A 21,967-nucleotide genomic window follows, 5' to 3' on the forward strand; every position below is an offset into this window, starting at 1 on the left:
ACAGAATACTCAATATTAGCGCTGAAATTTAAGTAGGACGTTTTGCATGATCAGCACTAAATGGCTAGAACTCTATCAATATCTACAAAGCCAACTCCCTTTACTACCATCACAACAAGACGTTGAGCCAAAGCTCAATGATCGTTTGATGTTTTTAAGTGCCCAATTTGCCCAAGCAGGCCGTGAGCAAGATAAAAACCAACTTGATTGGTTAGAGCATGAAAGTTTCACTCTGGTAATGAGTGAGCTATTTGAACCGCTTTCCATTACCGAAGCCCAACTGCAATTTCTGTTTGAAACTTTAATGGCAGCACAAATGTGTCAGCTCGCCATGATCGTCACCAACCTTTACAAGTCGCTACTCCCTGAACATGAATTCAAAAGCAAATGTGGCCTTGTTTACCAACAGTTAGGTGATTACGAGATGGCAAAAGCGATGTTGCAAGAGTCCATCGCACTAAATGAAAACAAGCCAATGGTTCATTGCCACCTGGGTTTTAATCATCTTTACCAAGGTAACAGTGATTTGGCCGCAGAGCAGTTTCAACGCAGTATTGAAATTGATGAAAACTTTGTCGGCGGCTACCAAAATTTGGCTGGCCTGCATTATCAAGACAGTAAATTTGAGCTGGCAGCCAAGTATGCCGAACAAGCTTTTGCTTGTGATCAATCGTTAGTCTCTACTTACATCACAGCCGTGAGCTCATACCTTGCCCTTGGCCAAAATGATAAAGCGGATCAGTGGATCACAACCGCACTCAACAACGATATTTCTTCGATTGAACTGGTGCGCTTGGCCGGGATCACCGCACACCAAAATGGTCGCTTAGAAGAAGCACTCGAAGCGCTGGATCACTATCTGCTATTGAAACCGGAAAGCTACGACGTGGTCAGCATTCGTGCTCGCGTTAAAGCGGATTTACGTCTTTATGTCGAACTTGAACAAGATATTCGTCAATTACTGATCTTTGAACCACATGACGAATGGTGCTTAGAACACCTCTTCCTGTGCTACTTCCACACTGAAAAATGGGCCGATGCTCAATTGGTGATGGTTGAGCTTAATAAGCTGGCAGCACACTACAAAATTACCTATCGAGATCAGCTCAACACTATTAACAAAGCGTTGAGCCTTGATGTGGTCGAAATATAATTATAAGTCTGGAGTTAATGTGAAAGAGCAAGTTGAATCAGGTGTTGCAGACACCTCTCGCCGCGACTTTTTGAAGCTAGGTGGCGCAGCCGCCGCAACAGCGACAATTGGTGCAGCGGCTGGCGCTGGCTTTGTATTGGGTCGAGATCCTGATGCAAACGTCGGCTGGGGTCGTACCGAATCAGGCCACGATATGTACTTTGATCGTGAACCGTTCCGTGTCGATGTTGCACCTACGATGGAAGTTGCGGGTGAGTTGACACGCCCTGAATGGAGCGATTTCTTATTCCACCGCACTCGCGTGTTGGGTGCAGAGATGAAAAACGGCTGGGTTCCTACTGCTGATTGGCGTGAAATCCCAAATGAAAGAGTACGTGAATACTACTCACGCTACCCTGAGCGTTGGGCCGACATGCGTCAATCGTTTGAAGAGAAAGCTGAACACACGCAGAACTTTGAACAACACCGCTCACGCTTTGCACTTGGTTGGGCCTACTCTGCGGCTTACATGCGCGGCAACATGAGTAACTTCCCTCCGAAGCCTGATGGTCACCCTGACGAAGTGGATTTCCAGTGGGTTAAGCGCACTAAGCAAGAGTTTAAATCACCAAAACACGCGTCTGAACTGATTAAAAAGATGGCATTCAAATTTGGTATGAGCATTGTTGGCATCACCAAAATGGATCCTAACTTCATGTTCAAAAATACCATGCGTGGGATGCCTGATTGGGACGAATCAGTACCAAAACACTGGAAGAACGTGATCATCTTTGGTACCCCAATGAACTGGGATCCTATGTACGCTGCGATCGGTTATTCCACCTCTTACGATGGTTACTTCCGTGCGAAGAATGCCTCAGGTTTGATGGCGGCATTCCTTGGTGAACTGGGTTACGCGGCGCGTCCACAGTGGCCAGGTTCTGACTATGAAATCGTTGTGCCACCACTGGCTATCCAAGCGGGTATGGGTGAAGCGGCACGTAACGGTATTCTATTAACGCCGGAGCTAGGGCCAAACATCCGTCTTGCGGCGGTCATCACTGAACTGGATCTTGAAGCCGATAAGCCAATCGATACGAAGGTTAAGCACTTCTGTGAAGAGTGTAAGATCTGTGCTGACTCTTGCCCAAGCGGTTCAATCAGTAAGGCCGATAAACCGGATGCCATTGTCCGTGGCTACCGCAAGTTCGACTTCAACCAAGACAGTTGCTGGACAATGTGGCGTCAAGGCCCAACCGAAACCGCAATGGGTTGTCGCGTATGTATTGCTGTGTGTCCTTACACTCGTAAGAACAACTGGATTCACGCCTTGGTGAAGGAAACTGACCCGCGCGATCCAACCGGTATTACACGTAAAACACTATTGGCGATGCAACACAACTTCTTCTACTACCCAGAGGCCGAAGCGTACCACGGTGATTGGAATGGCGGCCGCTTTGCTGGTTACCACCAACCACCAGAATGGATGCGCAGCGAAAACTACCTCAAGGTTGAGAAAACTTGGGAATACGATGGCAACTGGGAGGGCTTCTAATGTTTCCACAATCAACGGTACTTGATCCACTATTTTGGATGGCGTTTGGTGCACTACAAGTTTTAGTGTTTGCTGGTGCAAATCAATGGGCGAAGCAATTTAAGCTCGGTATGAACTGGTGGAAATGGGCACTCGTTGGCGGTTGGTGGGCTTCTATCGTCCTGACTGTCGCGGGAGCATTCACTCTACTGGGTGAAAACGAAGGTTTCGCAGGCTGGTACTTCCTTGGCTTTGCAGGTACTGGGCTTATCATTGGCGGCGCAATTCTATTGCGTGTGTTGATTGCTCTAAAACCGAAAACCGCACACTGATCTCACCCATCATGATTTAGTACAATGTTAAGGAGCAAGCCACAGAATCAAATTTTGTGGCTTGTCTATTTCTGTATGGCAATAAAAAAACCAAAAACTCCAAATCGAAATAAAAACATCGAGAAGATCCTCAGCGTCTTATCGATATTACTGCTGATTGTTGCTTGGTATTTAGGCGGTTTACGTCCGAATAACTCTCAAACGCAATTTTTTGAACACGTTACTTCATCGCAAGATCAACGGATTGAAATCTCGCCGAATCTATACAAGTTAGTTGGCGAAGAAGGTGAAGATAATGCCAAATGGATCAGCTTTGGCTCTGGCATCGGCTATGGTGGCGAACTGACGATTGGTGCAGTATTTACCGCTTCAGGTGCCGTTGAAACCATCTCCCTGCTCTCATCAAAGGAAACCTCGTCCTACTTTGATAAAGTGGTGGAAGAAAAACTACCCGAAGCGCTATTGGGAAAAAACATCAAAACCTCGCTTAATGTTGATGCAATTACCGGTGCAACCTTGACGTCTGATGCTTATACACAAGCACTCGATCAAGCAGCCGATCCCGTCCGCCAAGCCATGTTTGGTTACCGCTTATCTGAACAAGCTTCGCCGTGGAGCTATTTTAAGTGGTTAGATGCCGCGGCTCTGATCTTCTTTGCGATTGCCGTGTGGGTAAACCGCACACGCTCAGAGCATAAGGTAAAAATGAATGTTGCCTTGTTAGCTGCATCCACTCTACTGTTTGGCTTTCACTCCGCATCACTTTACTCGGCTTCAACCATGGGTGGCTTGATTTATGGTTCGTGGATCTCTGGGGTCGCGAACTACACGCCGTTTATTTTGTTGGTACTTAGCATTATCTACATCTTCTACTACAACCGTAATGTCTACTGCCAAAGCCTATGTCCATTTGGCGCAGTACAACAATGCCTAGCCAAAGTGGGGAACGCAAAATCATCACCAATACGTCACCAGTTCTTTATTTGGTTTCCACGCGCATTGCTGCTGATCACGTTATGTCTCGGGGCATATTTCCGCAGTCCAGCGGCTTTCGTTTACGAACCATTTGGTATTGCCTTTGGCATGATTGGTGGCATGTACCTATTTGTATTGACGGTGATGATCATTTTAACGTCTTTGGTCGTTCGTCGCCCTTGGTGCCAAAGTCTTTGCCCGATCAACGCCATGACTGATTTCTTGGTCTTTAACAAAAACTGGTTCAAGCAAGTACGTAACCAAAAAGGTAAGAAAGCTCGCCAAACCGCGCCAAGAAAGCAAAGAGTTGGGGCTAAAAACGAAACCGCTAAACAAGAGAAGGAATAACAATGAGACAACATATCTCTATGGCATTTTACTGTTTGGCTTCAGTGGTGATTATTTTGCAACTTTCGACTAGCTTCATCAGTTTGAGTAATGAGCAAACGACTCAGCAATTACTGCATACTGTGACCAAGCAGGCAGAAAAAGCACCTGTAGTAGTAGAGAGTAAGGCCAAAATCGATTATCAGCAGATGGCCGAAGATATGGCGCAAGAAAGCTATTAGCCATATTGATTGGCTAGCCATGCGATAAACAAAATAAACGTAATAATAAGATTGGAGCTTCACCTTGTGTAAGCTCCTTTTTCGCTAACTATGAACAGTAAATGTATTCCACTTGAGCGCATGCGCTCCGAGTCTGATTTAACCAACCCTTATCTTTTTCGTATCTCACAGCTTTATGCTGAACGCGGCATTGAAGAGGTATCACGTCATCATCGACTCAATTTTAGTGCTCTAATCTACATTACCGAAGGCGAAGGTCAGCACTATATCGACCATCAATTTCATCAAGTACGAGCAGGCACATTACTGACATTAGGCAAAAACCAGATCCATGCCTTTGCCAAAAATCGTACAGTCGATGGCTTTGTGATGCCGTTTAATTGTACCTTTTTAGCTGAAAGCGGCCATGACCCTTATTTTGATTCGATCATTGCAGCTTTAGTACAGATCAATTGCATCCACAATATCACTGATGATATTGACGCTTTGTTTCGAGTCATGGTGCAGGAGTTTTATTCTGATTCTGAATTTCGCGCAGAAATCATCCGCAGCTTACTACGTAGCGTATTGCTAAAAACCATCGTGCCTATCTATAAGGCTAATGCCAAACAGGTGCAGCTGGGTGCGAGTGATTTCTACCGATTAAAACACTATATCGATGAGCACTTTCGTCAACGCCCTTCCGTGGCCGAGATTGCCCTTGCGATGGGGAAAAGCGTCAAACAACTTGATAAATTGGCTAAGGATAATGCCGGAATTAGTGCCAAGGAACTGCTGGACGAACGTGTGTTAATTGAAGCCAAACGTCAACTGGCCTTTAGTCAATATTCCATCGCAGATATCGCCGAGCAACTGGGATTTAACGAAGCCACCAATATGACCAAATTTTTCAAACGTCATACCGATGTAAGTCCAAAAGACTTTCGTCAGCTGTGCCGCATGGGCTTGAGACAAAACTAGTTTCCCCCACTTATCGTAATGATCGTGGCAATGACAATAAAATCGCAAGACGTGTTAAGCGTCTTGCGATTTCAATTATCCCTCTATCAATGGGTGGTGCGAATCAATGTATGCCGCACCACATTCCACTTTTTCCACGAGGATGGCTCAACTTTGGTGACAAAAATACCACCGAGCAAAGGAAGCATCAGCGCCATAGAGAACATTGAAATAGCGTTACCCGCAAACCAAGTCGATAAACTCAATGCAATCAAAGGGAAGAAGAGGAAACAAATTGACGCGGTAAATGGAGTCGAAACTTGCCCCAATTTGAAATAAGCGACAATCCCACCGACACTCGCAAACAAGCCCAGATAGAGCACTGCCGCCAAAGAGTCTGAAGAAAACGCCGTAATATCCGGTTGTTCTACAACCAATGACGTCGCAAAGAGACAGATGGATGCGACAAAACTCGGTAAAGCATTGTAAGTCAGCACGGCAATCCCTTTGCAGTATTTCTCAACCAACACATACATCACCGCATGAGCGGCCACAGCACCACCTAAGGCCAAAAAGCCCAGCAGATAATCACTGCCACCTAAACTCATCTCATTGATCAAAATTAAGATGAGGCTACTCACTGCAATCAACAACCCCATGATTTGTACTTTACGCAGCCTAAGACCAAGAAATAGACTAGATGTGATCATCACGGCAATCGGCATATTAGCGAAGATAATTGATGCTAATCCTGAAGAGATATACTGCTCGCCAAAAATCATCAAGGTAAACGGCACCGCGAAATAAAAAATCGCCACAACCGGCATCCAAGCCCTTTTTTCTTTAGGGAACAATAATGGCTGGTTAAACCATTTGGCTAACAGGATCAATAATGGTGCGGCAATGACAAAACGAAGCCCAGTCGCGAATATTGGCGGAATGGTTTTCACTGCGACTTCCATCGCAAGCCAAGTCGTTCCCCAAATTAAACATACAGAAATGAACAACAGCATAGGTAAACGTTTAAGCATCATCACGTCCCCCTGTAACCAATAAAACAGCAGTAGCGTCAAAGCAAGCAACGTATGAAGGCTGTGCTTGTGCGCACAACACTTGAGCGATCAATGTAAAATTCATTGTATTATTCCAATCACTAAGTGATGCAAATAAGTCGGCTTATTTACATGCATGGCAAATACGCACGGTTAATTCGTGCAAAAAAGAAGCAGTAGCGAAATGCTACGAGATTGGAATTACGCTATCGGAGGACGATAAAGAGAGTGCAGATCAGCACTTAAATAGAAATTTATCCGAGGAACGTCAACAAGTGAGCGATAAGGAGCGGCATAAGAAGAGAATAAATTCCCAACCAGACAACTACCGCAGGTAGGGCCATGCGAGCAGCATTGCTTATCTCTACAGCTCCCGCCGGGATCGCAACATCCGATTTCATCCGCTAAGAAAACCGCGAACAGATCATCACTAAGATAACCAGATTCACTCGTTTGAACATCAATATTAGCAATGAAAAACGGCACAGGAGAAACATCCGCGCGCACAGAAAAGCTCAATAGTATGGCTACCATTAGAGTCATCATCAGTAAGCAGATTGTGGTTAGTTTTTTACTTAACACCACTGTGTCTCGCCAGAAGGAAGTTTAGATTTATCGCGAAAATAGCGATAAATAATACAATTAGCAATAACAAAATTGGCACTTTACACTCTTTTACCCTTCAAAATCATGATGATGTCATGATCGAATTTTCACCATTTATATTATCGAGCGGTTTCCATCAGCTCGGCTGACAAACTCTATAACTCCCGGACACACTCTATAAACTACAGCCACGTCAGTCCTATCCCCCCACGCTATAATTAGTGAAGCGACACCCTTCTTTTGCTTTACACCTGTAAAGCAAATGCACCAGTGTATTAATAATTTTTTTCCTCAAGTCGTTGTTAGGTCTGAGAACTAGGTCTAGTATTTGTGTAAGTAATTGTAACTGCGCACTTCTGCGTGATTCTCAAACGCCCCGAACAGGGCAACTAACTTAGTTGGTTTAAAATAATGAGTGAAAATACTGCACCGTCCCATTTCATCCGCAACCTTATTATCACCCTCATTGGTGCTGCGCTTCTTGCTGCCGTGGCCTATTTTTATGTCGAGCATCAGAAAAACTATCCAAGTACCGATGATGCTTATGTTCACGCCAATATCATTTACGTTGCGCCTCAAGTTAGCGGCAAAGTACTTAATGTAAATGTTTCAAATTACCAAAAAGTTAGTCAAGGGGATTTGCTTTACCAAATCGACCCAGCGCCTTTTCAAGCCAAACTAGATGAAGCGCGTGCCGCTTATGAAATGGCGATTCAAAGTAATGCCGCTACTGATGATGCGATTCTTGCAGCGAGTGCCAATGTCAAAAGCACTGTTGCCCTACTCGCCGATGCTCAGTCAACCTACCGACGCATCGATAACCTAGTCAAAAAACAATTGCTTCCAGCGCAACAACTCGATGATGCTAAAGCCAAGCTTTCAAGTGCAGAAGAGAATGTGATTGCCGCTCGTGCCAGTATGTCACAACTAGTGAAGGCGCAAGGCGCACAGGGCACAGCCGCTCCTGAGGTCAAAAAAGCCGCTGCCGCATTAAGCCAAGCAACGCTTTCTCTTTCGTACACCAATATCTTTGCTCCAAAAAGTGGTCATTTGGGCAAATTAAGCGCCCATGCAGGCAGTGTTGTCTCACCTGGCCAAGCTTTGGTTCCTTTAATTGAAGACAATACTTTCTGGGTTCAAGCTAATTTCAAAGAGACTCAGCTAGAGCGTATTACGACTGATATGCCAGCGACGATTGAACTCGATCTCTACCCTGACGCAAAATACCACGGTACTGTAAAAGCTATTTCGCCAGCCAGTGGGTCAGCCTTCTCACTACTACCACCAGAAAATGCCACCGGTAACTGGGTAAAAATTCCACAGCGCTTCCCGATCTTGATTCACCTAACCAATGAAACTGAGCATCCAGATTTTCCATTGCGCGTAGGGGCGAGTGCAGATGTAACCATCGATACTGTACACACTCAAACAAGCCAACAAGAGCAATAGTATGGCGGAACTAGCCCACACGGCTTCTTCAGAGGATGAAGAAGCCAATGTAATGAGTGAAGGCACTCGTAAGCTAGTAACCTTGGCGGTGATGCTGTCTGCCATTATGGTACTGCTGGACATGACGATCGCCAACGTTGCCCTACCGCATATGATGGGCGCACTTGGCGTAACCTCAGATCAAGTCACTTGGGTCCTGACCTCTTACTCGATGGCGGAAGCGATCTTTATTCCACTGGCCAGTTTTCTGGCGCTGAAGTTCGGTATACGTCGTTTACTATTGATTTCAGTCAGTGGCTTTATCATTACGTCTGCGTTATGTGGCCAAGCCGATAGCATCGCTGAGATGGTTACTTTCCGTATTATGCAGGGCGCTTTTGGCGCCTCAGTGATCCCGCTATCACAATCGATCATGGTGCAGATCTATCCAAAAAATCAACGTGGTAAAGCGATGGCACTGTTCAGTGTTGGGGTTTTACTTGGCCCAATCCTTGGCCCAACCTTAGGCGGCATCATTACCGAAAATATGGATTGGCGTTGGATTTTTTACGTCAATATGCCAATTGGTGCTATTTGCCTCGCGCTGCTGTATTTCTTCGTAAAACTGGATGGGCGTGGCGACAGTAAAATTGACTGGCCTCTCGTCATTGCCATGACCATTGGTATCGGTTTGCTGCAAATGGTCCTAGACCGAGGTAATGAAGAGTCTTGGTTCCAATCTAACGAGATTCTGCTTGCCGCCATTATTAGCGCCTTCGCTATCATATTCTTTGTTAGCCGCTCGCTAATCACCAAAGGCGATATCGCACCGGTATGGCTATTGCGTGACCGTAACTTGGCCATGTCGTGCATCGTGATGGCTGGGTTTTCGATGGGCATGTTTGGTATTACTCAGCTGCAACCGATGATGCTGGAGCAACTGCTCAATTATCCCGTTGAAACCACGGGCTTCATGATGGCGCCCCGCGGCTTAACCTCCGCCATTGTATTGCTGGCTCTGGCCCGTTACATGGACAGAATTGACGCACGCTTATTGATTGTCATCGGCTTATCACTCAATGCGATAGGCACCTATTTGATGACGTTATACTCGCTCGAGATCAACATCTACTGGATCTTACTGCCAAGTATCATCCAAGGTGCTGGCATGGGGTTAGTCTTTGCGCCATTAAGCCAACTGGCTTACGCCACTTTGGCTCCCAAAGATACGATAGGCGGTGCGGTGATCTTTAACCTATGCCGTACGATCGGCGGTTCATTTGGCATCTCGATCGTGAATACTTACTTCTCTCGCATTCAACAAAAAGAGTGGAATGAGCTCGGTGGTTCATTATCACCAATGAATCCAGCTCTACAGCAAGCCGCCCACGCTCAAGGGACAACGATTACCGACCCATCGTTTTTGGCGCAGATTCAAAACTTACTGCACCAACAATCGACCTTAATGGCGTTTGTTTATACCTTTGGCTTCTTACTGTTTTCCTATATCTGTTTGATCCCCTTACTGGCGCTGTTTAAACCTAAACCTAAAATGGATAGCTAGATGGACCACGGATTAAAGACTGTACGTTGAAAATAAAAATAGGAGTCCATTTGGGCTCCTATTTTTATCTCAGATAATTTCATATCAGAAAGGGAGAGTATTGTTAGAAATTAAAAGCAAATCCTGCCCCTAATGCACTCTCATCAAAATTGTAATTGGAGATGGTAAGACCATAGCCCGTTTCAGCCTTTAAATAACCATTTAAGCCCTGATAGAGCGGAAAACTCCACGACACGCGGTAAGCCCCTTTCTGCCAATCTTTGGTCAATAGATTGGCGACGGTCAGTTTAACTTCATGGGAATCTAACGGTTGCCAACCTAACTCCATTTCGCCATAGCCCAAAAAATCAACGATGTCTGGGTTATAGTCGTTATTACCAATATCAACCCAGGGCTTTATACGCAAGAATCCCTGTTCAAACCGCCATTTCGCATCGACATAAGCGCGATTCCAACTCACTTCATAATCACCACCCGCGCCATTTGACTGATGTTCAAAGCCAAACGACAGTTGCCAAGCATCATGATTGAGTCGGTAAAACAGCTCTGGGTTGTACTGATCATCACGAAAATAAGCAGAATCGTCATACGCTTCCCAGTTTGAGCGCTGCGTATAGCCGATAAAAACACCGTGATCATCCCACGCCAATAGTTTGTATTTCACACTCAATTGAAATTGAACGAAGGTATCTTTCGCGGCATGCCCATTGGGATTGAGCGGTTCATAGCGACGCTGGTTGACCTTGCTCTCGTGATAAAATGGCAATATGTAATTATCTCTATGCGCTGAAAAGCGACGCTCCTCAGCCTGTGTGACTGAAAGAGGTAACGACACTAACAACAGCATCAATGTCGTTTTCATCCCTAGTCCCTCACCCAATTGTGACCTCAACATAATAATCCTTTTCATTAACACGACTCACGGCAGGTAAATCGCGACCTCCAACAAAGGTAAGTTGCTATTAGTAGGAGTATAGCTAGTAGGAGTATAGAAAAGTCCGACGAATCGGCCATTATTTGTTGATTGTCAGTCATCTAGCTTGCCACTGTGGCAGCCTCTGACTTGCCTGATTACATTATTTTAAGGCTGACCCGATAAAAAATGAGGCGCGCGAGCCTCATTTTTCACAGTGGAATTGTGGATCGCTACAGCGTAAAGACAACATCACTCAACATGAACAATACGATCACTAGCAACGTTAACCCATACCCCGCATTAGCGATAATACTCATGGCTTTCGTAGTCGGAGTTTTCGGCGTGCGATCGAAGCGACATGAATGATGTTTCTGCTGCTCGACTTTGTCTCGAATGGACTGCTGTGACATCACTTATCCCTCTCGATATTAGACTGCTGAAGTGTAACTTGTGACTTTGCCGACTGAACTTTAATCACTTTTCGCTTAGCGCGACTGCGCCACCATTGACGTGTTTGCTGACGTTTCTCAACCAGCAGATTCAGCCCTCGCCCCAAGGGACAAAATAAGCGGCACCAATAATCTTTAATAAAAAAGCTACCAAATAGAGCCAATGGTAAGAGGTACCACTGCACGCCGACGCCATCGAGTGAAAATAGCATGGAGAATGGCTCATATGATGCTACTGCAGGATTGCGCGTAATAAAAATAAGCATCAATGCTGACCACAACAGCACGTTTACCACCATAATCGCGTGATTATTAATCCAATACGATAGCCCAATGTTGTTTTTGCCCAACTTATGCAACCAACGCTGAATATGGTGGAATGGGCATAACTGACTGCAGTAAAGGTTTTTTCCTAGCCATATAATGCCAATCAGCACACTCAACAATAAAATATACAGAGAAAGATTTTGTCGTGGATCGGGCCAATAGCCCAAGATTAAACTCGATACTGAAGCGATCGACAGTGCCATGTTGGCCCAAAAACCAATCACCACTACCGATAAAGCTCCAACAAACATAATATGATACTTACGTAATGTGGCAGGCATTTGGCGTTCAAACAACACCATCAATACCAATAAAGTAAGCAGCGCATCCGTCCACTGAAAACGCCACGGCGTAGCTTCAACTTTCGGTGACAACCCACGCTGAAGTGCCGCTTCGTGTGCTGCTTTACGAACCGCTTCGGTCATACCCTCAACGGTCAACGTAGCCCCACTCACACCATCAATATCGAAACCATTGCGCAGCGTATCACTAATAGTTTTGCCATTGATGCGATCGAGAAAGCGCTGATTCAGTACATTGACCACATAACCTGCGGTATCAATGTGATCTACCAAGATGGCATTACGAATGCGCTGGTTGTTATCAATCTCAAAAGCCATCACCAAAGGACCGCCATAACCATTCGCCGAAGCAGCATAAGTCGTGACGCTTCCCGTTACTCCTGAATAGGTAAATTGGTGTTCCTGACCATCGTTCTTGGTCACTGTGACTACGTTTAAATAGCGCGCAAGCACATGGTTTATTCCCACTTGCTGGCTATACCCAACCCACCATGCAACCAGCAATAAAAGGATAGCAAAAGGCTTGATCAGCGGCGTTACACAGCGCTGCCATAATGTAAGATATTTGACCGAAGATGGCTTCCTTGTTTTCATGTCGACAACTAAAAAGAGAGACGTAATTCCATTGTGCCACCTTTCTTTCGCCGCTCTTATGCCTAAGAATGGTTACCCGTATAGCAATATTGCTATAGTGATCAATCACTAAACCTCTCTCTCTACAAGCCGATAACAAGTCAAAGAAATAGCATGCTCTAGTTCAATCTTTGATGATCACGAGATAGATTTTACCGTTGGGCTAACGATAATCTCCGAGCACTAGGAGAGATTATGAAAATCGATGATCTGGCATTATTTGTTGAAGTGGCTGATCAGCTCAGCTTCACCGAAGCCGCAAACAATTTAGACCTGCCCCAATCAACCGTTAGCCGAAAAATAAAACAGATAGAGGATACGCTACAGTCACGACTATTCGAGCGTACCAGCCGCCAGATTTTTCTCACACAACAAGGCCACCAGTTCTATAAGCACAGTAAAGCGATTGTGGAAGAGTTCCGCCACGCTCAAGACAATCTGACTGATTTTCAATCTGAGCCAAGCGGCGAAATTCACTTATGTATGCCGGGCTTTTTTTGTGAAGTATTGTCGAAAGAGTTCTTTGATGACTTTATGCGCACCTTCCCAAAAATTCGCATTCATATCAAAACGCTCTCACCAACCCAAATTGAACAAACCAATGACGCCGATCTGTTTTTCTATATTCAACCACCGAAAAACAGTGGAATGGTCGCGCGTCGTTTGTATACTTTCAGCCGTCGTTTTTATGCCTCTCCAGACTATTTAGCCGCTCATGGAATCCCCAATCACCCACTCGATCTTGTTCACCATAACTGCTTGCGCTTTGATTCGCGCCTAGTTGATCCTTCTTGCTGGCACTATAACGAAGGTAATGATGTGCATTGTGTCGAAGTGGATGGCACCTTTATCTCTGAATCCATTCGTTCCACGATGCAACTGGCAGCCAAAGGCCATGGCATCTGCTATACACCACAGAGTTTGACCAACACGTTAGTACGGGAAGGTAAATTAATCTGTCTATTTGATGGCAAATATTCTTTTGAACAACCTTATTACGTGATGTATCACTCACGTCATCACATGCCGAAAAGGGTCCGTGTATTTCTCGATATGCTGACGCAATATGTTGAACAAAAACATGATCTATTTGATTTCTGGATAGGGTTATAGCAGCACCGATCTGCATACCCTTAGCAAGGATGTCTATTATCGTTTCCAGTATTATCGACTTGGAACGATCATGGAAAAACAACCTAATCCAGCGGCTGAGAAAGAGACTTCTACGTTGGAAAACCCCAATCGCCGCAACCTATTCAAAATGGGTGCAGCGGCGACCGCTCTTGCGGCCACAGGTGGTGCCGCCGCATTTATCAATTATCGTGTTAAAGGCGTACCACACGACAGTTTCCCGGTTGAAATTGATGACACTGTCCTGACTCCTTTCGATCAGCGAAACTCAGTATTCAGCTATGCAATCTCACAAGAGTTGCAACAGCAGTTTCCAGAGCGCAACCTTGCTTTTGCTGAAGAACTCGGTATCCCTGACTTCACTTTTACCAACATCATGCAGTCGCTCAAAGCGCACGCTCAACCAAACCCGGCCGCATGGGATAACAACACTCCAGGCTACCGCCAAATTGACTGGGCACTATGCCACGCAGCCGTTGGCCCATTAGATCGCTATCTGGCTCCATTAAGTAAATTTGGTGCACCAAAGACAGGTGAACATACTTGGGAACAGCTAAATCTCGCTACCGAGCAATGGCAGTTTGAATCTCCAGCTGATGCCAGCCAACATATCAAACGTGCCGCGTGCATGTTTGGCGCAGATCGCGTAGGGATTACCCACAACGATGAACGCTGGAATTACTCACCTATTTATGACCCAATCACAAGCACTACCTACACCTGGGAAGACGACTTCCCTTTCAAACCGAAAACCGTGATTGTGCTGGCGTTTGAGATGGATTATGAAGCGATCCGTACTGCACCTTCTGCGGTTTCAGCTGCATCGGTTAACAATGAATACACCGAAATGTCATTGGTTGCTGGCCAGTTGGCGGACTTTATTCGTCGCCTTGGCTATCAAGCCGTCGCTTCTGGTAACGATTTAGGCAACAACGTGGCTTATAGTGTGGCGGCAGGGCTTGGTGAAGGCGCACGCAACGGCACTTTAATCGTTCCGAACTTTGGTAGCCGTGTCCGTACAGCCAAGATCTACACCGACTTCGACTTTGTTGAATACGACAAGCCACGCTCATTCGGTATTATGGAGTTTTGTGAAAACTGTAAGCGTTGTGCAGAGCAGTGTCCGTCAGGCGCGATAAGCATGGATGATAAGCCTTCAATGGCTCCTACTTATCCAGGCAGTGAGCGCATTGAGATTTCATGGCACGGACAAAAAGGGGTCAAAAAATTCTATAACGATGCCAAGAAGTGTTTTAAATACTGGGGCGACAATGGCATTGGCTGCGTAATCTGTATCAAGGCCTGCCCATGGAACAAACCTGATTTCTGGCACCATCGCCTAATTGATGCTTCTAACACGGTGACCACTGGCTTTGTGCATAAGCTGATGACCGAGGCGGATATTCTGTTTGGCTACGGCAATATGGAAGTGGACAAAGCGGTCGATAAATTCTGGCTGTCGGATAAGGAGAAGTAACATGATCGGCTTAATGTGGTACTTGATGGGAATGCTCACCACTGGGGCGTTGTGGGGCTATCTTCATATAAACAAACGCTATCGTTTAACATGGGTGAGTAATCTCGCCCTTGCCGCTGCCTTTGGTATTTTATGGATTTGTATCGGTTGGTCTTGGGCTTCATTTGCCGAAGATGAAGCACAATCTGGGGCAATGGGGTTGGTTTGCTTTGGCTTACCAGCCATTATCTTGCTCAACCTTACCTGGAAGCGCTTAATCGCGCCTAATAAGCTTGGCTAGCTTTTAACCTCGATAAAAATAAATAACTCTCACGGTTGAAAGCATAATAAAAAACGAAGCCTCGATTTGATCGAATGGCTTCGTTTTCTTTTTTAACGCAAAGGTTGTACTAAATCGGAACGATTAGCTCAAGTGTGCGTAAGCAGTAATAAACGCCGCTTCTTGAAACTGACGTAGGCCCGTATCACGGAAATCTACCATTGGCGCAGTGCGCTTAAGCGCTTGCTTGATATCAACTGAGCTCATGAACTGAACGTCAAGGCCGTCGATAAGCTGGATCGCAGACTCTAGCTTAAAGCCGATTGCGCTACCGGCAAATTTACCGCGAGTTTCGCGAGTACGGATAACCACACGGTCTACTTGGTAATCATCAAGCAGTTTTTTGAATGCGAATTGGAAGTCACGCATCTCTTTGTTATCCAAAGAATCCTTGATGATGAACTTTTGAGTTCGACAATCAGGGATATCCATCATGCTATTACTTTTACTCAACAAGCAGATAATCGCTTCGTTGCTACGTAGCTCAACAGCACAAATTTTCATGTTTTCACCTATCTTTTAGTTAGCCCCTAAGTGTAAGCAAGTTTGCTGACGATGTCTTTAGGTTAAAGGCGTTAAAAGGAAAAAACTCATTGCTGTAGAGCCTACGTGAAGCGAGAACAATAGTTGCGTATCAGTAATCTCATATCAATAGCGTGCTATCAACGGTTTAGCATTAACTCATCGCTTCACTATCAATTTGAATTAACACCGCATCAGGTCGCCAATATTCAAATTCACCATCCATTAACTGACCATCTTGTTTGTAGTTAATACGACATATCTTCAGCACCGATTGCCCTTCAGCAAGATTGAGCGCTTTGGCAACATGGCGTGGCGCCGAGGTTGATATGACATCAAAATGGGATCGTTTGGTTTCATAACCATATTTATTGCGATAAAGCTGCGTCAGCGACGTTGCCAGATTTTCATCTAATATGTCTGCAAACAATGCACTTTTCAGTACATTTTCAACAAACAACACCGCCCTTCCATCAATATATCGCAACCGCTCAATCACATACACTGACGTCATATCTGGTAGCTTGAGTGCCTGAGCATACTCCCCTTGCGCGCTTTCTTTGCGGGCATTGATCACCTTGGTTGCCGCGATTCGTTGTTGATCACGGATCATCTGATGAAAGTGGGTTCGCGAAAGTGGGTTATAACAAATTCTCGGCGGAGAGACGTACCAACCTCGTCGCTCTTCGCGATAAATCAGCCCTTCCGTTTCCAAAGCCACCAGCGCATCTTTGATTGTAATGCGAGTGGTTGAATACAAACCGCTCAATGCCCTTTCAGATGGCAACTTTTGCCCTTTCACCATCAATCCTGAATGTATTTGGTCACTCAAGCTGGTTTTAATTTTGCCTAGTTGTGTTTGTAAATGCATTACCTTGCTGATCTTCTTCATCAATGATGGCTACACAACATAAAGTGGGTTTATCACAAAAATATGACAGCTAACAGGCTGATTGAAAACAGAGTTGTCATCAGTAACCTCGCTCAAAGTGAAATATAACTGCCATCGAAAAGCATCAAAACTGTCAAATAAGTTGCGCCAAACCGTCACATTACGCCCATAGCATACAAAACGAACTTACTGACCTAGTCCAAGAGGATAGAGACTATGAAAACTTTGTTAAGTCGTTCCACTTTTGTATCTGCCACTCTGGCAGCGGCGACACTTTCTGTACCGGCTCTCGCGACATCAACGGATGATGCCAATTTAGAAACACTGGTTAAAGCGGCGCAAAAAGAAGGGGCGGTTTACAGCGTCGGCATGCCTGATAGTTGGGCAAACTGGCAAGGAACATGGGCAGATATCAATGCGAACTACGGTTTAAAACACCAAGATACTGATATGAGTTCAGCGCAGGAAATCGCCAAGTTTGAAGCGGAGAAGAAAAATGCCACGGCAGATATCGGTGACATCGGCTTTGCTTTTGCTCGCGTTGCGGTCAAAAAAGGGGTCACTCAACCTTACAAGCCAACCACATGGAATGATATCCCTGACTGGGCTAAAGACAAAGATGGCCACTGGGCACTAGCGTATACCGGGACAATTTCATTTATTGCCAACAATACATTGGTCGATAACCCACCGAAAAACTGGAGCGACCTATTAACGGGTGATTACAAGGTAACTGTCGGTGATGTCGGTGTTGCTGCTCAAGCCAATAATGCCATTCTCGCCGCAGCCTTTGCCAATGGTGGCGACGAATCCAACTTGAAGCCCGCGATCAAATTCTTTGCCGAGCTCGCCAAACAGGGCCGTTTGTCATTTACCGATCCAAACATGGCTACGCTTGAAAAAGGCGAAGTTGAAGTGGCCATTATGTGGGATTTCAACGCGCTAAATTACCGCGACAAAATTGATCGTGAACGCTTTACCGTTACGATTCCGCAAGATGGTTCGGTCATTTCAGGCTATACCACCATCATCAATAAATACGCTAAAAACCCTAACGCAGCCAAACTTACTCGCGAATATATCTTCAGCGATCAAGGTCAAATCAACCTCGCTGACGGTTACGCACGCCCTATTCGTACCAGCATTACCCTGCCAAAAGCAATTCAAGACAAGCTGCTGGCCAATGACCAGTACAGCAATGTTCACCCGGTTAGTGATTTCTCTGCATGGGAAAAATCGTCGCGCAAACTGCCGCGTCAATGGCAAGAGAGTGTGTTGATTCACCAACAATAGTCCGCAATCAATGTCTAAAACTTCTATTTTAGAACTCATAGAGAAACTGTAATGAGCAACAAGGTTATCCTTATTGTTCTAGATGGCCTCAACTACCCAGTAGCCCGTGATTGCATGGGCTACCTCAATGGTCTACTAGAACAACAACGTGCGACACTTTATTCCATCCAGTGTGAATTACCGTCGATGTCGCGACCTTTATACGAGTGCATTCTGACTGGGGTTCGCCCGGTCGATAGCGGCATTGTCAACAATCACATTGTGCGCTTATCCAATCATCAATCGATATTTAGTCTGGCTAAACAACAGGGTAAAACCACCGCAGCGGCGGCTTATCACTGGGTCAGCGAGCTCTATAATCGTGCGCCTTATGACGCGGTACGTGACCGCTTCACCCATGATGAATCACTCAACATTCAACATGGTTGCTTCTATCACTGGGATCATTACCCTGATGAAGCGCTCTTTTTGGATGCCGAGCATTTACGCCTAACCCACCAGCCGGATTTTTTGTTGGTTCACCCAATGAACATCGATGATTTAGGCCACAAATATGGCGTGGATTCGCGTCAGTATCGCAACAGTGCTCGTCACGCAGACATCATTTTGTCTCACTATATCGATGGCTGGTTAGCTGCTGATTATCAAGTGATCGTCACCAGTGATCATGGCATGAACAACGATTTATCCCATGGTGGCATTTTGCCTGAAGAGCGCGAAGTACCGATGTTTGTCATCGGCAACCAGTTTTCGCATCACAGCGCTGATACTCAAAAACCAATCGAAGTGAAACAAACCGAGATTTGTGGCTTGATTTGCCAACTGCTTAATCTCGAACACAACAAACCCTACACTCCGGAGTTACTGGCGTTATGAGTACCACTGTCATTTCACAATCAAGTACCGCCTATCAATCTAGGCCACATTCAGCACTCAATCGACTGAAAGGCTTCAAACCCGTTCTGTGGCTCGTCCCCTTTGCTTTGTTCTTCTACCTGTTTCAACTCGCGCCAATGGCGTGGGTTTTCATCAATAGCTTTATTTATGAAGAGGCGTTTTCGTTAGAGAACTACATCGAGGTGCTTGATTCTGCCTTTATGCTGCAAGCGTTTGGCAACAGTCTTTGGCTCGCCGTATGGTCGAGCCTATTCGGCTTAGTGATCGCAACTTTATTGGTTGCATCCCTACGCCGTGTCGATAGCAAAATTCGCGATGGGGTGATCGCCTTTACCAACATGAGCAGTAACTTTTCCGGTGTTCCTTTGGCATTCGCTTTTATCATTATTTTAGGCACCAATGGAGCGATTACTTTACTGCTAAAACAGCATGGCTTATTGGGTAATTTCGACCTTTATGGTCAATGGGGATTGCTGATCATTTACGTCTATTTCCAAATCCCACTGGCAGTTTTATTGCTCTACCCTGCTTTTGATGCATTGAGCGATGACTGGCAAGCGGCGGCCTCATTATTAGGGGCTAAAACTTGGCAATACTGGAGCAAAATCGCTTTACCCGTGCTTTCACCAGCGCTGCTTGGCACCTTCATTATTTTGATCGCCAATGCCATTGGTGCCTATGCCAGTGTCTATGCACTCACCTCTGGCAACTACAACGTGATTACGATTCGCATTGCCAGTCTTGTCTCGGGTGATCTCTTCCTTGAGCCTAACTTAGCCGCTGCTATTTCTGTGGTGCTGATGGCTATGCTGGCCTTTATTACCGTCATCAACCAATGGCTCATCTCAAAGAGTTACGCAGGGAAGAAGTCTCATGCAAAACGTTAATCTTCGTTTTCATCAAACCGTGGTGTATTCCATCGTTGGCATCATGTTGGTACCCATTCTTGCGACCCTCATTTATTCGCTTTCTTCGAGTTGGGGCGCCACCATTCTGCCTGATGGTTTTAGTTTAGATTGGTATATTAAGCTACTTACCGACCCGCATTTTTTACACGCTTTTGGCCGTTCATTGTTCATCTGCATTGCATCACTCGCCTTGAGTGTGGTGCTGGTGTTGCCGGCAATTTTTGTGGTGTTCTATTACTTTCCAAAACTCGACAAGGTAATGAACATCCTTATCTTGCTGCCGTTTGCTGTGCCGCCAGTGGTCTCATCGGTTGGTCTATTGCAGCTTTATGCCGACAGTGAAATCACTTTAATTGGTACGCCTTGGATCTTAATCGGCACTTATTTCACCATCGCCTTACCTTTTATGTATCGCGCTTTAGCCAACAGTTTTGAAGCGATCAATTTGCATGATTTGATGGATGCCGCTCACCTGCTTGGCGCAAGCACCAGTAAAGCTTTCTTATTAATTATTCTGCCTAACTTAAAGAAAGGGTTAATGGCGTCACTGTTTCTCTCTTTCTCATTCCTATTAGGCGAGTTCGTGTTTGCCAATATTCTGGTGGGCACACGTTATGAAACACTACAAATCTACTTATTTAATATGCGTCAAACCAGTGGGCACTTTACCTCTGCACTGGTCATGACCTACTTCCTATTTATATTTTTACTAACTTGGCTAGCAAGCCGTTTCAGCCAAGGAGCCAAATAATGAGCTACGTAACCGCAAACAACCTGACCAAACGCTTTGGTGACAATACCGTGTTCGAAAACATTCAATTCACAATCGAACAAGGCGAATTCATTACCTTACTCGGCCCCAGTGGCTGTGGTAAATCCACTCTACTGCGCAGCCTTGCTGGGCTCAACCCTGTCGACGGCGGTGAAATTTGGGTCAACGGTGAAGAGATCACCCATCAAACACCGCAACAACGTGGTATTGGCATGGTATTTCAATCTTATGCGCTGTTTCCCAACATGACCGTCGAGGGCAACATCGCCTTTGGCCTCAAAATGAAGAAACTATCCAATGATGAGATCCAGCGTGAAGTGGCCAAAGTCATTGAGCTTGTTGATCTAAAGGGCAAAGAAAAACAATACCCGCACGAGCTTTCTGGTGGGCAAAGACAACGTGTCGCACTGGCGCGAGCCTTAGTGGTCAAGCCTCGTATCCTGCTGCTAGACGAACCTTTATCTGCCCTTGACGCCAAGATACGTAAGCACTTACGTCAGCAGATCCGCGACATTCAAAAAGAGATGAATTTGACCACCATTTTTGTCACCCATGATCAGGAAGAAGCGATGATCATGTCAGACCGAATCTTCTTAATGAATAAAGGTGAGATCGTTCAAGCTGGTACACCTGAGGAGATTTACACTCAACCAGCTAATGAGTTCGTTGCCGGCTTTATGGGCCATTACAATCTCGTGGAAGCGCATAACGCCAAGCGACTATTTAATATCGATACTGGATGGAAAGTGGCCATTCGCCCTGAGTCTATTTACGTCAAAGAGCAAGGTCGCCACTATGGCAGCCATATTTCTGCTCCTCAAACCGCCACGATTAAAAATCATCAGCTACTTGGCAATGTAATTCGCTATCAAGTAGACGTTGACCAGTGTGAATTAACCGTCGATTTATTAAACCGTTCATCAGAGCGACTGCTCGCCAACGGCAGCCAACTTGAACTCCTATTTAACCTCAACGAAATTCAGCCAGTGAGAGCATAA

At 45.5% G+C, this 21,967-nt stretch carries 22 protein-coding genes; 16 read left to right on the forward strand and 6 right to left on the reverse strand.

Annotated elements, in window-relative coordinates; translation table 11 throughout:
• The first annotated feature begins 46 nt into the window (after positions 1 to 46).
• The 6 genes from RJD38_RS15795 (at position 47) to RJD38_RS15820 (ending at position 5,502) form a co-directional block, all read left to right on the forward strand.
• Entirely contained in the window at positions 47 to 1,153 is a 1,107-nt protein-coding gene (locus tag RJD38_RS15795) for a tetratricopeptide repeat protein (protein ID WP_065431410.1), read from the forward strand.
• A 19-nt stretch (positions 1,154 to 1,172) separates the two neighbouring features.
• Positions 1,173 to 2,687 (forward strand): 4Fe-4S dicluster domain-containing protein, encoded by a 1,515-nt coding sequence (locus tag RJD38_RS15800; RefSeq protein WP_009385514.1) that lies wholly within the window; start codon positions 1,173 to 1,175, stop codon positions 2,685 to 2,687.
• Positions 2,687 to 2,998, forward strand: coding sequence for a hypothetical protein (locus RJD38_RS15805; protein WP_005599841.1), 312 nt, complete (start codon positions 2,687 to 2,689; stop codon positions 2,996 to 2,998). Before RJD38_RS15800 ends, RJD38_RS15805 begins: the two co-directional genes overlap by 1 nt.
• A gap of 75 nt (positions 2,999 to 3,073) precedes the next feature.
• On the forward strand, positions 3,074 to 4,321 hold the full coding sequence (locus RJD38_RS15810; RefSeq protein ID WP_231893173.1) for a 4Fe-4S binding protein: 1,248 nt from the start codon (positions 3,074 to 3,076) through the stop codon (positions 4,319 to 4,321).
• Between the two features lie 2 nt (positions 4,322 to 4,323).
• A complete protein-coding gene (locus tag RJD38_RS15815; RefSeq protein WP_005599837.1) occupies positions 4,324 to 4,542 on the forward strand; it encodes a hypothetical protein in 219 nt (72 codons plus the stop codon).
• A gap of 90 nt (positions 4,543 to 4,632) precedes the next feature.
• A complete protein-coding gene (locus RJD38_RS15820) occupies positions 4,633 to 5,502 on the forward strand; it encodes a helix-turn-helix transcriptional regulator (RefSeq protein ID WP_065546538.1) in 870 nt (289 codons plus the stop codon).
• An 86-nt stretch (positions 5,503 to 5,588) separates the two neighbouring features.
• Here the strand turns inward: RJD38_RS15820 and RJD38_RS15825 are convergent, their stop codons facing one another.
• Positions 5,589 to 6,515 carry a DMT family transporter gene (locus RJD38_RS15825; RefSeq protein WP_065546539.1) on the reverse strand — a complete coding sequence of 309 codons (927 nt, stop codon included), beginning with the start codon at positions 6,513 to 6,515 and terminating at the stop codon, positions 5,589 to 5,591.
• A gap of 1,035 nt (positions 6,516 to 7,550) precedes the next feature.
• On the opposite strand from RJD38_RS15825, the gene RJD38_RS15830 reads away from it, so the two are divergent.
• Positions 7,551 to 8,588, forward strand: a complete 1,038-nt coding sequence (locus tag RJD38_RS15830; RefSeq protein ID WP_005599829.1) for an HlyD family secretion protein — start codon at positions 7,551 to 7,553, stop codon at positions 8,586 to 8,588.
• Positions 8,589 to 8,640: 52 nt separating this feature from the next.
• Complete coding sequence (locus tag RJD38_RS15835; RefSeq protein ID WP_231893217.1) at positions 8,641 to 10,131, forward strand: MDR family MFS transporter; 1,491 nt, start codon at positions 8,641 to 8,643, stop codon at positions 10,129 to 10,131.
• A gap of 103 nt (positions 10,132 to 10,234) precedes the next feature.
• On the opposite strand, the gene RJD38_RS15840 is transcribed toward RJD38_RS15835, so the two are convergent.
• The 3 genes from RJD38_RS15840 to RJD38_RS15850 all read right to left on the reverse strand — a co-directional run bounded on the left by RJD38_RS15840 (position 10,235) and on the right by RJD38_RS15850 (position 12,719).
• On the reverse strand, positions 10,235 to 10,993 hold the full coding sequence (locus tag RJD38_RS15840; protein WP_065546540.1) for a phospholipase A: 759 nt from the start codon (positions 10,991 to 10,993) through the stop codon (positions 10,235 to 10,237).
• A gap of 284 nt (positions 10,994 to 11,277) precedes the next feature.
• Positions 11,278 to 11,457, reverse strand: a complete 180-nt coding sequence (locus RJD38_RS15845) for a hypothetical protein (protein WP_065546541.1) — start codon at positions 11,455 to 11,457, stop codon at positions 11,278 to 11,280.
• Positions 11,457 to 12,719, reverse strand: a complete 1,263-nt coding sequence (locus RJD38_RS15850) for an FMN-binding protein (protein ID WP_231893174.1) — start codon at positions 12,717 to 12,719, stop codon at positions 11,457 to 11,459. The genes RJD38_RS15845 and RJD38_RS15850 overlap by 1 nt, the downstream gene beginning before the upstream one ends.
• A 234-nt stretch (positions 12,720 to 12,953) precedes the next feature.
• On the opposite strand from RJD38_RS15850, the gene RJD38_RS15855 reads away from it, so the two are divergent.
• The 3 genes from RJD38_RS15855 to RJD38_RS15865 all read left to right on the forward strand — a co-directional run bounded on the left by RJD38_RS15855 (position 12,954) and on the right by RJD38_RS15865 (position 15,646).
• Positions 12,954 to 13,871: a LysR family transcriptional regulator gene (locus RJD38_RS15855; protein ID WP_065546542.1), complete on the forward strand. Its 918-nt coding sequence runs from the start codon at positions 12,954 to 12,956 to the stop codon at positions 13,869 to 13,871.
• 70 nt (positions 13,872 to 13,941) lie between these two features.
• Complete coding sequence (locus RJD38_RS15860; RefSeq protein ID WP_005599817.1) at positions 13,942 to 15,366, forward strand: reductive dehalogenase; 1,425 nt, start codon at positions 13,942 to 13,944, stop codon at positions 15,364 to 15,366.
• A 1-nt stretch (position 15,367) separates the two neighbouring features.
• Positions 15,368 to 15,646 carry a hypothetical protein gene (locus tag RJD38_RS15865; protein ID WP_005599814.1) on the forward strand — a complete coding sequence of 93 codons (279 nt, stop codon included), beginning with the start codon at positions 15,368 to 15,370 and terminating at the stop codon, positions 15,644 to 15,646.
• Positions 15,647 to 15,769: 123 nt separating this feature from the next.
• Here the strand turns inward: RJD38_RS15865 and RJD38_RS15870 are convergent, their stop codons facing one another.
• Both RJD38_RS15870 and RJD38_RS15875 read right to left on the reverse strand, forming a co-directional pair.
• A complete protein-coding gene (locus RJD38_RS15870) occupies positions 15,770 to 16,189 on the reverse strand; it encodes a DUF3010 family protein (RefSeq protein ID WP_005599812.1) in 420 nt (139 codons plus the stop codon).
• A gap of 172 nt (positions 16,190 to 16,361) precedes the next feature.
• Entirely contained in the window at positions 16,362 to 17,078 is a 717-nt protein-coding gene (locus tag RJD38_RS15875; protein WP_065546543.1) for a UTRA domain-containing protein, read from the reverse strand.
• 237 nt (positions 17,079 to 17,315) lie between these two features.
• Between RJD38_RS15875 and RJD38_RS15880 the strand changes: the two genes are divergently transcribed.
• Genes RJD38_RS15880 through RJD38_RS15900 form a run of 5 tightly spaced genes read left to right on the forward strand, consistent with a single transcriptional unit; the run spans position 17,316 to position 21,967 of the window.
• Positions 17,316 to 18,392 carry an ABC transporter substrate-binding protein gene (locus RJD38_RS15880; RefSeq protein WP_065546544.1) on the forward strand — a complete coding sequence of 359 codons (1,077 nt, stop codon included), beginning with the start codon at positions 17,316 to 17,318 and terminating at the stop codon, positions 18,390 to 18,392.
• A gap of 51 nt (positions 18,393 to 18,443) precedes the next feature.
• Positions 18,444 to 19,268 carry an alkaline phosphatase family protein gene (locus RJD38_RS15885; protein ID WP_065546545.1) on the forward strand — a complete coding sequence of 275 codons (825 nt, stop codon included), beginning with the start codon at positions 18,444 to 18,446 and terminating at the stop codon, positions 19,266 to 19,268.
• Positions 19,265 to 20,176, forward strand: coding sequence for an ABC transporter permease (locus tag RJD38_RS15890; RefSeq protein WP_065546546.1), 912 nt, complete (start codon positions 19,265 to 19,267; stop codon positions 20,174 to 20,176). The genes RJD38_RS15885 and RJD38_RS15890 overlap by 4 nt, the downstream gene beginning before the upstream one ends.
• Positions 20,163 to 20,948: an ABC transporter permease gene (locus RJD38_RS15895; protein WP_065546547.1), complete on the forward strand. Its 786-nt coding sequence runs from the start codon at positions 20,163 to 20,165 to the stop codon at positions 20,946 to 20,948. The genes RJD38_RS15890 and RJD38_RS15895 overlap by 14 nt, the downstream gene beginning before the upstream one ends.
• Positions 20,948 to 21,967, forward strand: coding sequence for an ABC transporter ATP-binding protein (locus RJD38_RS15900; protein ID WP_009385528.1), 1,020 nt, complete (start codon positions 20,948 to 20,950; stop codon positions 21,965 to 21,967). The genes RJD38_RS15895 and RJD38_RS15900 overlap by 1 nt, the downstream gene beginning before the upstream one ends.

This window comes from Vibrio scophthalmi (genome assembly GCF_040869025.1).
In the GTDB taxonomy this organism is placed as follows: domain Bacteria; phylum Pseudomonadota; class Gammaproteobacteria; order Enterobacterales; family Vibrionaceae; genus Vibrio; species Vibrio scophthalmi.

Bases quoted from the DNA above. Each gene is read 5' to 3' on its own strand.
- RJD38_RS15865 (WP_005599814.1), top strand. From the start codon at position 15,368: ATGATCGGCTTAATGTGGTACTTGATGGGAATGCTCACCACTGGGGCG.
- RJD38_RS15830 (WP_005599829.1), top strand. From the start codon at position 7,551: ATGAGTGAAAATACTGCACCGTCCCATTTCATCCGCAACCTTATTATC.
- RJD38_RS15840 (WP_065546540.1), bottom strand. From the start codon at position 10,993: ATGAAAACGACATTGATGCTGTTGTTAGTGTCGTTACCTCTTTCAGTC.
- RJD38_RS15895 (WP_065546547.1), top strand. From the start codon at position 20,163: ATGCAAAACGTTAATCTTCGTTTTCATCAAACCGTGGTGTATTCCATC.
- RJD38_RS15890 (WP_065546546.1), top strand. From the start codon at position 19,265: ATGAGTACCACTGTCATTTCACAATCAAGTACCGCCTATCAATCTAGG.
- RJD38_RS15845 (WP_065546541.1), bottom strand. From the start codon at position 11,457: ATGTCACAGCAGTCCATTCGAGACAAAGTCGAGCAGCAGAAACATCAT.
- RJD38_RS15860 (WP_005599817.1), top strand. From the start codon at position 13,942: ATGGAAAAACAACCTAATCCAGCGGCTGAGAAAGAGACTTCTACGTTG.
- RJD38_RS15855 (WP_065546542.1), top strand. From the start codon at position 12,954: ATGAAAATCGATGATCTGGCATTATTTGTTGAAGTGGCTGATCAGCTC.
- RJD38_RS15885 (WP_065546545.1), top strand. From the start codon at position 18,444: ATGAGCAACAAGGTTATCCTTATTGTTCTAGATGGCCTCAACTACCCA.
- RJD38_RS15835 (WP_231893217.1), top strand. From the start codon at position 8,641: ATGAGTGAAGGCACTCGTAAGCTAGTAACCTTGGCGGTGATGCTGTCT.
- RJD38_RS15795 (WP_065431410.1), top strand. From the start codon at position 47: ATGATCAGCACTAAATGGCTAGAACTCTATCAATATCTACAAAGCCAA.
- RJD38_RS15875 (WP_065546543.1), bottom strand. From the start codon at position 17,078: ATGCATTTACAAACACAACTAGGCAAAATTAAAACCAGCTTGAGTGAC.
- RJD38_RS15825 (WP_065546539.1), bottom strand. From the start codon at position 6,515: ATGATGCTTAAACGTTTACCTATGCTGTTGTTCATTTCTGTATGTTTA.
- RJD38_RS15810 (WP_231893173.1), top strand. From the start codon at position 3,074: ATGGCAATAAAAAAACCAAAAACTCCAAATCGAAATAAAAACATCGAG.
- RJD38_RS15850 (WP_231893174.1), bottom strand. From the start codon at position 12,719: ATGAAAACAAGGAAGCCATCTTCGGTCAAATATCTTACATTATGGCAG.
- RJD38_RS15820 (WP_065546538.1), top strand. From the start codon at position 4,633: ATGAACAGTAAATGTATTCCACTTGAGCGCATGCGCTCCGAGTCTGAT.
- RJD38_RS15900 (WP_009385528.1), top strand. From the start codon at position 20,948: ATGAGCTACGTAACCGCAAACAACCTGACCAAACGCTTTGGTGACAAT.
- RJD38_RS15880 (WP_065546544.1), top strand. From the start codon at position 17,316: ATGAAAACTTTGTTAAGTCGTTCCACTTTTGTATCTGCCACTCTGGCA.
- RJD38_RS15870 (WP_005599812.1), bottom strand. From the start codon at position 16,189: ATGAAAATTTGTGCTGTTGAGCTACGTAGCAACGAAGCGATTATCTGC.
- RJD38_RS15805 (WP_005599841.1), top strand. From the start codon at position 2,687: ATGTTTCCACAATCAACGGTACTTGATCCACTATTTTGGATGGCGTTT.
- RJD38_RS15815 (WP_005599837.1), top strand. From the start codon at position 4,324: ATGAGACAACATATCTCTATGGCATTTTACTGTTTGGCTTCAGTGGTG.